Here is a 12,618-nt window from a genome sequence, read left to right as displayed (position 1 = left end):
CCTTACACTGGAGCGATGAAAAAGCTCCTGTTCTCCCTGCTTGTATGCCTGTCAGCCCAGCTGTGCCAGGCGGCCGATACCCGTTTCACGGTGGTGACGGTCGATCCCGCGCGCCAGGACCTGCGCCTGTTTCTGAACGACGAGACGGGCCAGCCCTTCAAGGGCTTCGGCCGCCTGCAGGATTGGCTGCGGGAGCGCAAGCAGCGGCTGGTGTTTGCCGTCAACGCCGGCATGTACCATCCCGGTTTCGCGCCGGTGGGCTTGCATGTGGAAAATGGCAAGGAACTGGCGCCGCTGAACCTGGACGATGGCAAGGGCAATTTTTTCCTCAAGCCGAATGGCGTTTTCTTTTTGACCAGGACCGGGCCGCAGGTGCTCGAATCGACGGCCTACGCGGCGCAGGCCGCGCAGGTGCGCCTGGCGACCCAGTCCGGTCCCATGCTGGTTATCGACGGCAGGATGCATCCGCGCTTCGAGGCGGACTCACGCTCGCGCCACGTGCGCAACGGCGTCGGCGTACTCGATGGCAAGGCGATTTTTGTGATCAGCAACGTGCCGGTCACCTTGCACGAATTCGCCACCTACTTCCGCGATACGCTCCATTGCAAGAACGCCCTGTACCTGGACGGCTCGATCTCGAGCCTGTTCTCGACCGAACTGGGGCGCGCCGACTTCGGCCCGCCGCTGGGACCGATCCTCGGCGTGGTGGAGCCGGTCCCACGCTGAGGCAGGCGCTGGCGCGTGCCTCAGCAAGTCCTGCATCAGGCCTTGCGCGCTTTCCGGCGCGCCGCGCCGATCACCAGCAGGCCGGCCGCCAGCATGCCGTACGTTGCCGGTTCAGGTACCGGCGAGGTCGGGGTGCCGGAAAAGTAGGACAACTCGACGGAGGCCTTGGCATTGAGCCTGCCGATGCCGACCGCCTTTCCCGTCTCGAACGCGCCTTGCAATAGTTGGCTGCGCTGTCCCTGCGTGTTGGTCAGGTTCATGGAAAATACTTCGCGACCCGACACGCCATTGATGTAGGTCGTTAAATCGCCGCTGATGCCGGCAATCGACACTGCCTTCGTGAGCCCGACCTGCTCCATGAACGTATCGGCCTGGGCCGAGAACGTTAGCCGGGTCGATGGCGACAAGGTAAAGCGCAAGAGCTGGTACGTGGAGGAACTGGCTCCAAGGGGGTTGGGCACCGTGTCCGCGTGCGCTTCGGCGTACATGCTGGTGGCTGCGTTGCTTAAGCTGACGCCGCCATTGGGAACGATACGGCTGATTGCCCCGTAGCCCTGCACAAAGTCCACGGGACTCGGTTCGCCGGCAGCGGAGAAGAAGTAGGAGCCGCCGCCGTCCGTGCTGGTGAAAGCGATGCTCGGGCTGATATTGTCAGTCAAGTCCAGGTCGGTCAGGTGGAACTCTATATTGTTCAGGCTGGCGGTGGCCTTGGCATAACCCGCATGGGCCGGGGCGCAGGCCAGCATGCCGGCTGCAAACAGGCCGGCGACGATCTTCAATGGGTGGGCAAGCATGGTGGACTTTCGATCAGGATGGTGGTTCGCGGTCGTGCCGACCGGACGGGGATGCGCAGTGGAGGCGGCGTTCATGCCGCCTGGCGGGCGACTGCCCGGCGTCGACGGCGCGCCACCGCGCCCACTAAACATGTTCCCGCCAACAGCATTGCGTAGCTCGACGGTTCGGGAACGGAGGGGATCGGCGCGATCGGCGCCGAAAGAGAAGCGGCGGTCTCCAGAGAGAACTGGCCCTGGCGTGCCTGGGCGTCCGAGATCAGCATCCCGTACAGGTTGATGGTGGCCGCCCCGTCGTTGGTCAGGTAGGACTTCTCGAACGTACTCATCAAATCAGCTTCGTCCCCCAGCGTGCCTTGCATTTTGATACGACCGGCAGAGTAGTCAAACTTCTGCACGAGTTGTTCGGACAGCCTGGCCACACCGGTAAAAATCAGCTGCGTATTGGGGCTGAGGGTGAACGAGGCGGAATGCGAGTTACGGTTCCAGTACAGGTGCTTGACGCCATCGGCGGGGACGGGAAAATTGACGCTTGCCGTGGACGACAGGGTGCTGTGCGAAAGCGTGGTGCCGGACGTGCCGAATTCGGTCACGATCGAGGTGGTTCCCGGCGCTGCGAGGCTCTGCTGCTGGCCCGCCCCATATGTCTCGCTCGACCAGCGCTCGTTGGCGAAGATGATCGATGGGGAAATGCCGTCGGCCAGGTCGAGGTCGACGAGCTGGTACTGGAAGTGGTCGATGCTGGCGGCCACCGTGCTGCTCGCCGCTTGGGCGGGCGCCCACGCGGCGGCCAGCGCCGCCAGTGCGCAAAGAGAAAATTTGTTAAGGTGCGCGTACATTTTGTGCCTTTGGAAAGTTGACTGTCATTTATCGACAGACTATCGACCAGGGTACATGGCATTTGATTAATATGCCATAAAAAGCAACAGCGTTGTCCAAGAATGTCGCCACCCACCTCCGCGATACGCTCCATTGCAAGAACGCCCTATATCTGGACGGCTCGATCTCGAGCCTGTTCTCGACCGAACCGGGGCGTGCCGATGTCGGCCCGCCCATGCTTCAGCCGGTGGTAAGCAGCGCTGACTTCGGCGGCCTTGCCTCAACGGCGCCGGGCGCGCCACATGGCCACGAAGCGGCGCAGGATGCGGGTCGTGCGCATGCTGTGGCGCCCGCCCCGTGCGCGCCGCCGGAACGCCTTGAACGCCCGGCGCAGACGGTCGCGCAGGGCGAGCGCCGCGCGGCTGCTGCGCTGGTAGGCGAGGGTGCCCTTGAGCGCGCCGATCCACTTGTCCTTGAACGCCATGAACGCGCCATGCCAGCGTGCGAACCATGCCAGGGTCAGCAGGCTGGGCAGCGTGAGCGAGTACAGGCGCGTGACCGCCGCCGCGCCGCCGATCTTGGCCAGCACGATCACCGCCACCCCCGTCACCGCATGCCCGTTGGCAATCGCGATCAGGGCCAGCAATTTCACCGGAAACAGCAGCACGGCGGGCAGCGCGAAGGCGCACAGCGCCCAATAGGGCGGCAGCGCCCGGATGCGCGCATCGAGCTCGCGCACCGGCGGCCAGCGCGCAATGACGGCGCCGATGCGCGTGCCGGTATCCCACAGCCATTCTTCCAGCAGCAGGATCAGCGCCGCCAAATACACCAGCGGTGCCAGCAGGCGATAACGGCGTCGCGTGGGTCGTGTCATGGTCCTCCCTTTGGATTTCATGATACGTGAAAACATTGACAGCGCGTAAATAGGGTATCGCCCGGACAGGAAGCGCCTGCGCCATTACAATGAGACGCATGAATAAAGCATTTGTCAAAGAATCGGATAACGACGACGAGGAAGCCATTGCGCTGGCGCAAGCCATTCCCGCGGGCGCCAAGAATTACATCACGCCGTCCGGCTACCAGCGCATCAAGGATGAGCTGCTCCAGCTGATCGATGTCGAGCGGCCCGAGGTGGTCAAGGTGGTGCACTGGGCGGCCTCGAACGGCGACCGCTCGGAAAACGGGGACTACATCTACGGCAAGCGGCGCCTGCGCCAGATCGACGGACGCATCCGCTTCCTGACCAAGCGCATGGATTCGGCCGCCGTGGTCGATCCCAGCGTCCAGCATGGCAACGACCAGATTTTTTTCGGCGCCACCGTCACCTATTGCAACAGCGCGGGCGAGGAGCACACCGTCACCATCGTCGGCATCGATGAACTCGATCCGCTGAACGGCAAGATCAGCTGGGTTTCGCCGGTGGCGCGCGCCCTGACCAAGGCCAGGGAAGGCGATCTGATCACCTTGCAGACGCCGCTCGGCCCGGATGAGCTGGAAGTGATCAGCGTGCGCTACCCGGCCCCCGCCGCGGATTGATTTTTCATTTTAGCGAGTTGCCGATGTCGATTTCCCACGCCACTTTCAATCACGCCCTGCGCATCCCGCTGGCAGCCGAAGTCCATTCGCGCCCGTCGCTGCGCCTGAACGGCCCCGAAACGTTGACCCATCTGGCGGTCTATGCGCGCGAGGAGGGCGATGCCGATGCGCATCAGCTGGCGTGCCAGAACCAGTTGCTGGCCGGCCTGTGCCGTCACTTCGGGGTGGCGCCGCCCCATCCGCAAGCGCGCTACTTTTTCCACGATTTCGGCAATTTCCGCCTGCAATGGGAATCGCATACCGAGTTTTCCACCTACACCTTCGCCGAGCAGCGCGCCAAGCCGGTCGCGGCCGAGCACGCGTTCGAGCAGGTGCCGCTGCGCCATGTTCCCGATGAGTGGCTGCTGAGCCTGGAAGGCACGGTGATGGCCGCCACCCACGTGACCTTGCAGCAAGTCAGCGCCTCGCTGACCGAGATGCGCCACGTGTTCGCCGGCAATCTGCTGGTTGGCTGCGATAGCCAGAATTTCGCCAAGGTCTGGACCGATTTCGCGATTGCGCCCGACGGTTTTGGCAGGGTGGTGATCCAGGACCTGGGCATGCAGTACCAGCAGGCCGGGCGCCTGGTGCAGCGGGTGCTGGAAATCGAAACCTACCGCATGATGGCGCTGCTCGGCTTGCCGCAAGCGCAGTTGGCCGCGCCTGTGCTCAACGGCATCGAGGCCGACCTGGCGCGCTTGTCGGCAGGCATGACCGATGCCGGCGACGCCGACGCGGTAGGCGACGCCCCCGATGCGCCCGACGACGAGCGCGAGCTGCTGCATAAAATCACGGTGCTGGCGGCGCGCATGGAAAAGCTGGCGCTGGAAAACAGTTACCGCTTTGCCGCCTCAAAAGCGTATTACCGGCTGGTGCAGGCGCGCATCGAGGAGTTGCGCGAAACCCGCATTCCGGGCGTACCGACCATCCGCGAATTCATGGACCGGCGCCTGGCTCCGGCCATGAACACGTGCGAATCGACCGTGCGGCGCCAGGAAGCGCTGGCCGAGCGCATCGGCCGCACCAACGACTTGCTGCGCACGCGCGTGGGCATCGTGCAGGAACAGCAGAACCGGCGCATCCTGGAGTCGCTCAACGCCCGCGCGGCCCAGCAGCTGCGCTTGCAGCAGGCGGTCGAGGGCTTGTCGGTGGTGGCCATTTCCTACTATTCGATCGGGCTGATCGCGTATGCGGGCAAGGCCATGAAGGCGGCCGGCGTGCCGATCAACCCGGACATGGTGACCGGCGCCGCGATGCCGGTGATGCTCGCCGTCGTCTGGCTGGGGCTGCGCCGCATGCATCACCACGTGAGCCGCTAGGCTTACCTGCGCTGCAGGGTAGCCCGTCCGGGCTGCTGGTCGAGTGCCTTGCCTGGCGTGAAAATCCAGGAGGTTTTGGATACGGCCAGGTCGGACCAGCTGACCCCGTTGTCATGCGATTCGCTGCGCAGCACGCCGCCGACCGGACAGACGGGGACCTGGTCGCCCCGGCCACCGCTGGCGCAGACCTGCGACACGAGCGGGTATTCCAGCCCGATCAGCTGGCCCCGGCGGCTGACTGCAACGTTGATGCCATAGGTCAGTTCCTGACGCATCAGCATTTCCCTGACCTGGCGCGGCGGGTCGCCCGGAAACCAGATCTTGTCCGGATAGTTGAATCGGGTGAAGCGCTTGCCGTCCTGGTCGAGCATGGTAATGCCGATGTAGGGAACCCCGTTGGCAAGGCCGGCGCCGTTGCAGACTTGATCTTGCGCAGGACCCGCGGCCGCCGTCGGCAAGCCCATGAGCAAGGCCAGGTCGGGATCCACGCTGATGGCGGCGCGGCCCGGTGCGGCCACGTAGCTGACCGAGGCGAGCGGCACGAAGGGCTGCATTTCGCCGCCAGACTGGCGGTGCGCATCTTCGTCATCCTGCAACATGCCGGAGAGAATAAATTCGGATTGATCGGGCAGGCGGCAACGCAGTACCAGTTGCTTGCCCTGTGCCATCAGCGCGCGCCGGTCCTGGCGTTGTGCGTCGATGGTCGAGGCACCGGGTTTGGCGGCGTCCGGCTGGTCCTGCGCCGATGTGCCGATGGCGAATAATCTGGACTCGCTGGTGATGACCGGGGCGCTCCAGCTTTTGCCCTGGTCGGTGGACAGCGTTTGCGATACGTGCGACAGCGGCTGGCGGTAAAAATCGGCATCGGCATAGTGGCCCCAGTGCCAGCGCGTGAGTGCGTCTTCGACCACCCAGGTGGAGCCCTGCACCGCCATGCGCGTATAGCCGGGTCGGCTCAGTGCGCGCCGGGCCGATTCGCGGTTGGCCTCCTTTTCCACTTCTTTATCGTAGTGCGGTTTCGCTTCCAGTGACGCAAGCTGGCCTCTAGCGACGGTACGGTATTGCCCATACTCGGCGCCGCCCGCGTGCACAACGCCGTCGCGAACATAAAAATTGGCACACATTTGCGCCGGCGTACCGGAATCGTCGGTGCGACGCATCGAGGTGATGCCCAGCTCGACCGGCGCGGCCCCGTCCGGCCCGAGGTAGCGCGTGGCGTACTGCGTATCGCAGATTTCAGGGTCATTGCCGTAGAGCGCTTTGCAATCTCCCTCCATCACGATGCGGCCGCCCTGGGGCAGCACGCATTCCAGGCGGTCCTGGGCGAAGCCGGACTGGGCGTGCAGGCCCAGCACCAGCGCGGTCACAAGGGATGTTTTCATTCGGTGCATTTCTTTTGGCATGGCTGCTCAAGCGGCTTGGCGCCGTTCTCATCGCGGTTACGGTAGTTGCGCAGGCTGCGCGCGGAAGGGCGGGCCACGCCGGCTTGCCGCGCGAGCGCCACGCCGGTCTTGAAGAAATAGGGCGCGCTTTCGATGCTGGCCGGCTGCCAGGTTTCGCCCCGGTCGTTTGAGGTCATGCGCAGCACGGCGCTCACCGGACACTGCTGAACGTTTGGGTCGGCGCAGTCCGGCGCGTTGGTGGCGTACAAGGGCAGTTCCTGCACCAGCTTGCCCTGGCGGATGGCGATGGCGCTGTTTTTATCCATCACGTGCAAGCCGCGCTGCTTCAACTGCGCATCGACGCGCTGCTTTACCACTTCGTCGAGGTCGCCCATGGCGGTGGACGCCGGTACCCAGAAGCGTTTTTCTCCCGGCATGCGCAGGGAAGCACCGGTGCCCGGCTGCCCTTCGTACATGCCCAGGCGGGCGCACAGGACTTCCATATTGGCGCGTTGGTCCAGGCGCTGATGTGCCAGTGCCGCGCCGGTGTCCACCAGTTCCCTGCTGCCGCGAGCGCGGTAGGACACCTTGAAACTGTCCTGGTCCTCGCGCGCGCTGGCATGGCGCGCGAACACCGCCAGCGGGGTCCACTGATGTGTCGCCTGGAGCACGAAGGCGCTGCCATCGGCCAGCTCGCACTCGACGGTTTCGGTGCGTTCGACGGCGCCGGCGCTGCCCATGAACGCAAGCGCAAGGCAAAAGGGGAGCGTGCTTAACAAACAGCGATAGGCCATGGAGACTCTTCCGACAGCTGACAAGGGTGGATGTGAGCGGCGATGTTAACACATGATCAACATGCGGCATCGGTCGGATGCCATGTCACAAAGTTGAATCCGAAATCGTGTAGCGGCCGAATAAAGGATGTGACCGCAGTTTGTTTCATCGCTTTCCCCTTTCATCATAGGCCTGCCCATGCACGATTACCGACTTGTACGCCATCCTCTGAGCGCCTTGCTGCTGGGCGCCTCGGCCCTGGTCCACGCCGACGAGCCGGCGGAACCGCTGCCGCAAGTGGTGGTGGCCGCCTCGCGCGTGAGCCAGCTCGGCGTGGCCGATTCCGCCAATGCCGGCCTGGTCACCCAGCAGCAACTGGCGGCGCGCTCGGTCTACCGTCCCGGCGAGCTGCTGGAAGCCACGCCCGGGCTGATCGTCAGCCAGCACAGCGGCGAAGGCAAGGCCAACCAGTTTTACCTGCGCGGCTTTAACCTCGACCACGGCACCGACCTGCGCACCACGGTCGACGGCATGCTGGTCAACCAGCGCAGCCACGCCCACGGGCAGGGCTGGACCGACCTGAACTTCCTGATTCCCGAACTGGCCAACCGCCTGGAATACCGCAAGGGCCCCTACCATGCCGACGAAGGCGACTTCGCCGCCGCCGGCGCGCTGGCCGTGCGTTATGCCGACACCCTGCCGGAAGGCATCGCCAGCCTGGGCCTGGGCCAGAACGGCTACCGGCGCGCGCTGCTGGCCGATTCGCCCGCGTTCGGCAAAGGCAGGCTGCTGTACGCGCTGGAATCGTTCCATAACGATGGACCGTTCACCCGCGGCGACGATTACAACAAGGTCAACGGCGTGCTGCGCTTGAGCCAGGGCGACGCCGCCAATGGCTTGAACCTCACGGCCATGGCCTATCGGGCGCGCTGGAACGCGAGCGACCAGATTCCCCGGCGCGCCCTGGCCGATGGCCGCCTGGGGCGCTTCGACACGGTCGACGCCAGCGACGGCGGCAGCGCGCGCCGCTACAGCCTGTCCGGCGGCTGGCACGCCGCGTCGGAGGCGGGCGTGACGAAGGTGAATGCATCGGTGGTAGCGAACCGGCTGGCGCTGTACTCGAACTTCACTTATTTTCTGGACGACCCGGTCAACGGCGACCAGTTCAGCCAGCCGGACCGGCGCGTCACCAGCGCCCTGAACGCCGAGCACCGCTGGGGCAGCCACCGGGTCGGCTTCCAGTTCCAGAACGACAATATCCACAACGGCCTGTACGACACCGTTGCGCGCCAGCGCCGCGCCACCACGCGCGAGGACCACATCGTCGAAACCAGCGCCGCTGTGTTTTACGACAACAGCACGCGCTGGACGCCCATGGTCCGCTCGGTGGCCGGGGTGCGGGTCGACCACTACCGTTTCGATGTCGACAGCATCCTGCTTGAGAACAGCGGCCGCGCCGGCGCCATGCGCGCCAGTCCGACCCTGAGCCTGATCGTCGGCCCCTGGCGCCAGAGCGAGCTGTACCTGAACGCCGGCACCGGTTTTCACAGCAACGATGCGCGCGGCACCACGATCCGTACCGACCCGAAAAGCGGCGAGCCGACCGACCGGGTGACGCCGCTGGTCAAGGCGCGCGGCTATGAAGTGGGCTTGCGCAGCGAAGCGCTGCCCGGCTTGCAAAGTTCCTTGTCGCTGTACCGGCTCGATTTCGATTCGGAACTGGTGTTCGTGGGTGACGCGGGGACCACCGAGGCGGGCCGGCCGAGCCGCCGCAGCGGCGTCGAGTTTTCCAATTACTACAAGCCGAATGACTGGATGAGCATCGATGCCGATGTGGCGTTCGCGCGCGCGCGCTTTCGGAATGCCGATCCGGCCGGAGGGCGTATTCCCGGCGCGGTCGAGGGCGTGGCCTCGCTGGCGCTGGCGCTCGACAAGCTCGGTCCGTGGTTCGGGGCGTTGCAGCTGCGCTATTTCGGTCCACGTCCGCTGATCGAAGACAACGGCGTGCGCTCGCGTTCGACGACCACCTTGAACGGGCGCATCGGCTACAAGCTGGGCAAGCGTCTCAAGCTGGAACTGGAAGGCTTCAACCTCGCCAACCGGCGCAGTTCGGCGATCGATTATTGCTATGAATCGCGCCTGCAAGGGGAGGCCGAGCCGGTCGAGGATATCCATTTCCACCCGACCGAATCGCGCTCGTTCAGGCTGACGCTGAGTTCATCGTTTTGAGGCGTGCGGAGCAACAAGGCTGATAGACTGTGATGCGAATGCCTTACAGAACAGGAATTATCTATCAATCAACATCCCAACCGTGCGCAGGCCGATGCGCTGAGCGCCCTGCGCATTGCCACAGCCGACCGCCACGCCGTGCTCGACGCCGGCATGCCGCTAGCCCAGCCGGACGCCGGCTTGCAGCATTACAGCGACCACCTGCACATGCTGCGGCGCTGGTTGTCTCCCTTGGAAGCCTGGCTGGCGCCTTACAGCGACGGTCCGCAGGGTGAGTCCCGCTTGCCGGCGGTGGCGCGCGTTGCGCTGATCGATGCCGATCTGGCCGATCCGGCGCTGCATGGGGTGCATGCCGAGACGCGGGCCGAGGACGATACCGTGTGGCCGATTGCTGCCAGCGCGGCGTACCGCTGGGGTGTGACGTATGTGATCGAGGGTTCGCAACTGGGCGGGGCGGTGCTGTATCAGCGCCTGGCGGGGCCGCTGGCGCCACATCCGCTGCGTTATCTGCGCAGTGGCGCCGAGGGGCCGGGCCCGCGCTGGCGCAGCTTCATGCTGGCGCTGCGCGAGGGGGTGAAAAGCGAAGGGGAGATTGCCGATGCGTGCAGGGGAGCGTGCGATGCGTTTGACCGGATTTTGGCGATGAGGTAGGGGGAAGGCCAGTCGCTAGCCTTCGCGTCGTCATTCCCGCTTGCGCGGGAATGACGGTAATTAATTCCGCTCGCGTTCCACCCTGGTCACGCCCATCACGCGCCGCAGATTCCTGATCAGATGCGCCAGATGCACGCGGTCCTTGATCTGAATCGTAAACCGCAACTGCGTCATGACGTGTTCTTCATCCTCGTCCATGCCCACATACGAAATGTTCGCATCCGATTCGCCAATCTCGGCGGCCACGCGCGCCAGAATGCCTTTTTCATTATTAATCAGCAGCCTGATCCGGCAGTCGAAGCGGCGGTTCAATTCTCCGCCCCACTGCACGGCGATCCAGCGGTCCGGCTCCTTGCCGCGCAGCCGCTTGGCGCCAGCGCAATCGCTGGTGTGCACGATCAATCCCTGATCGCGCCGCAGCTGCCCGATGATCTGGTCGCCCGGAATCGGCAAACAGCACGGCGCCAGCTGCACCGACACGCCTTCGCTGCCATAAATCGTGACCGGATCGAGTTCCCCCGGCGTCGCATTCGGATTGGCCGGCAAACTCACCAGATCGTCATCGACCAGGCCGAAAATATGCCGCGCCACCAGCGCCGCCATGCGCTTGCCGATACCGATGTCCGCATACAGCTCATCCATCGACTTGGCCGACGATTCATTGAGCAGTTTCTCGACCGTCGGCTCCGGCAGGTCGGGCTGGATATTGAGTGCCGTCAATGCCTGCGCCAGCAACTCGCGGCCCAGTTCGACCGACTCGTTCAGGTTGATGGTACGCAGATGATGGCGGATCGCCGAACGCGCCTTGCCGGTGCGCACGAACGCCAGCCACGTCGGGCTCGGCCGTGAATCGGGATTGGTGACGATCTCGACAATGTCGCCATTGCGCAACTCGGTGCGCAGCGACGCCGCTTCGTTGTTGATCTTGACCGATACCGTATGGTCGCCGATGCCGGTGTGAATCGTGTACGCAAAATCGAGTGCCGTGGCGCCGCGCGGCAGGGCGATGATCTTCGATTTCGGCGTGAACACGTACACCGAGTCGGGGAACAGGTCGACCTTGACGTGCTCCAGGAACTCGGCCGAGTCGCCGGTCTGCTGCTGGATGTCGAGCAGCGACTGCAGCCAGGCGTGGGTCTTTTGCTGCAGGTCCGACAGGTTCGACTCGCCGTTCTTGTACAGCCAGTGCGCAGCCACGCCGGACTCGGCGGTGCGGTGCATTTCCTGGGTGCGGATCTGGAACTCGACCGGCGTGCCGTACGGGCCGATCAAGGTCGTGTGCAGCGACTGGTAGCCGTTGAGCTTGCGGATCGCGATGTAATCCTTGAACTTGCCCGGCATCGGCTTGTACAGGCCGTGCAGGGTGCCCAGCGCCACGTAGCAATTGGCGAAGCTGTCGACCACCACCCGGAAACCGTACACATCGAGGACCTGCGAGAACGACAGATGCTTGCTGCGCATCTTCTTATAGATGCCGTACAGGGTTTTTTCGCGCCCGTAGACTTCGGCCGGCAGCTCGGCGATGGCGAGCGTGTTCTTGACCGACTCGAGGATCTTCTTGACCACTTCGCGCCTGTTTCCGCGCGCCGCCTTGACGGCCTTGGACAGGGTGCGGTAACGCACCGGATACAGGTGCGAAAACGCCAGGTCTTGCAGTTCGCGGTAAATATTGTTCAGGCCAAGACGGTGTGCGATCGGCACGTACACTTCCATGGTTTCGGAAGCGATGCGGCGCTTCTTGGCCGGCGTCATGTGCTCGAGCGTGCGCATATTGTGCAGGCGGTCGGCCAGCTTGATGAGAATGACGCGCACGTCCGACGCCATGGCCAGCAGCATCTTGCGGAAGTTTTCCGCCTGCGCTTCGATCAGGGTCTGGAATTCGATTTTTTCGAGCTTGGACAGGCCGTCGACGAGGCTGGCGACGGGGGCGCCGAAGCGCTCGATCAGCTCATCCTTCTTGACGTCCTGGTCTTCCATCACATCGTGCAGCAGCGCGGCCATGATGGCCTGGGCGTCGAGCTTCCAGTCGGCGCAGATTTCAGCGACGGCGATGGGATGGGAAATATACGGTTCGCCCGACTTGCGGACTTGTCCAAGGTGCATCTCGTCGGAAAAACGATACGCTTCCTTGACTTTTTTGAGTTCGGAGGCGGTGAGGTACTCGCTCAGCTTGGCCGACAGCTGGGAGACCGATGCCACGCCCGGAGCGGGAGCGGCGGGGACCGCAGCTTCTTGCGCCTTGGTGGCGGCGCGCGAAGACCGGGTCTTGGGTGTGCCTGAGAGTGTCGTATCCGGAGGAATCAGATTCATACGCAAAGTCAATCAGCCGAAATGTGAAAAAAGAAAATCAGG

At 64.1% G+C, this 12,618-nt stretch carries 11 protein-coding genes; 5 read left to right on the top strand and 6 right to left on the bottom strand.

What is annotated here, in order from left to right; all coding sequences use genetic code 11:
* Positions 1 to 15 precede the first annotated feature (15 nt).
* Positions 16 to 726, top strand: a complete 711-nt coding sequence (locus tag RBA40_RS27930; RefSeq protein ID WP_306651687.1) for a phosphodiester glycosidase family protein — start codon at positions 16 to 18, stop codon at positions 724 to 726.
* A 35-nt stretch (positions 727 to 761) separates the two neighbouring features.
* Here RBA40_RS27930 and RBA40_RS27925 read toward each other — a convergent pair whose 3' ends face one another.
* The 3 genes from RBA40_RS27925 to RBA40_RS27915 form a co-directional block, all read right to left on the bottom strand.
* A complete protein-coding gene (locus tag RBA40_RS27925) occupies positions 762 to 1,595 on the bottom strand; it encodes a PEP-CTERM sorting domain-containing protein (RefSeq protein WP_306651685.1) in 834 nt (277 codons plus the stop codon).
* The gene (locus RBA40_RS27920; protein ID WP_306651683.1) at positions 1,592 to 2,356 is read right to left on the bottom strand and encodes a PEP-CTERM sorting domain-containing protein; all 765 of its coding nucleotides are present in this window, start codon (positions 2,354 to 2,356) and stop codon (positions 1,592 to 1,594) included. Before RBA40_RS27920 ends, RBA40_RS27925 begins: the two co-directional genes overlap by 4 nt.
* Before the next feature lie 260 nt (positions 2,357 to 2,616).
* Entirely contained in the window at positions 2,617 to 3,210 is a 594-nt protein-coding gene (locus RBA40_RS27915) for a hypothetical protein (protein ID WP_306651681.1), read from the bottom strand.
* 98 nt (positions 3,211 to 3,308) lie between these two features.
* Between RBA40_RS27915 and greB the strand changes: the two genes are divergently transcribed.
* Together greB and RBA40_RS27905 are read left to right on the top strand one after the other, a co-directional pair.
* The gene (gene greB / locus RBA40_RS27910; RefSeq protein WP_306651679.1) at positions 3,309 to 3,872 is read left to right on the top strand and encodes a transcription elongation factor GreB; all 564 of its coding nucleotides are present in this window, start codon (positions 3,309 to 3,311) and stop codon (positions 3,870 to 3,872) included.
* 23 nt (positions 3,873 to 3,895) lie between these two features.
* Positions 3,896 to 5,230 carry a DUF3422 family protein gene (locus RBA40_RS27905; protein WP_306651677.1) on the top strand — a complete coding sequence of 445 codons (1,335 nt, stop codon included), beginning with the start codon at positions 3,896 to 3,898 and terminating at the stop codon, positions 5,228 to 5,230.
* A gap of 2 nt (positions 5,231 to 5,232) precedes the next feature.
* Here the strand turns inward: RBA40_RS27905 and RBA40_RS27900 are convergent, their stop codons facing one another.
* Entirely contained in the window at positions 5,233 to 6,612 is a 1,380-nt protein-coding gene (locus tag RBA40_RS27900; RefSeq protein ID WP_306651676.1) for a hypothetical protein, read from the bottom strand.
* Positions 6,609 to 7,406: a hypothetical protein gene (locus tag RBA40_RS27895; RefSeq protein WP_306651674.1), complete on the bottom strand. Its 798-nt coding sequence runs from the start codon at positions 7,404 to 7,406 to the stop codon at positions 6,609 to 6,611. Before RBA40_RS27895 ends, RBA40_RS27900 begins: the two co-directional genes overlap by 4 nt.
* A gap of 178 nt (positions 7,407 to 7,584) precedes the next feature.
* On the opposite strand from RBA40_RS27895, the gene RBA40_RS27890 reads away from it, so the two are divergent.
* Together RBA40_RS27890 and RBA40_RS27885 are read left to right on the top strand one after the other, a co-directional pair.
* Positions 7,585 to 9,615 (top strand): TonB-dependent receptor, encoded by a 2,031-nt coding sequence (locus RBA40_RS27890; RefSeq protein WP_306651672.1) that lies wholly within the window; start codon positions 7,585 to 7,587, stop codon positions 9,613 to 9,615.
* A gap of 63 nt (positions 9,616 to 9,678) precedes the next feature.
* Complete coding sequence (locus RBA40_RS27885; RefSeq protein ID WP_374710558.1) at positions 9,679 to 10,266, top strand: biliverdin-producing heme oxygenase; 588 nt, start codon at positions 9,679 to 9,681, stop codon at positions 10,264 to 10,266.
* Between the two features lie 60 nt (positions 10,267 to 10,326).
* Here RBA40_RS27885 and RBA40_RS27880 read toward each other — a convergent pair whose 3' ends face one another.
* A complete protein-coding gene (locus RBA40_RS27880; RefSeq protein ID WP_306651668.1) occupies positions 10,327 to 12,576 on the bottom strand; it encodes a RelA/SpoT family protein in 2,250 nt (749 codons plus the stop codon).
* Positions 12,577 to 12,618 lie beyond the last annotated feature (42 nt).

The sequence above is a fragment of the Massilia pseudoviolaceinigra genome (genome assembly GCF_030846505.1).
Lineage (GTDB): Bacteria > Pseudomonadota > Gammaproteobacteria > Burkholderiales > Burkholderiaceae_D > Telluria_A > Telluria_A violaceinigra.
This window is presented reverse-complemented; position numbering and strand designations above follow the sequence as displayed.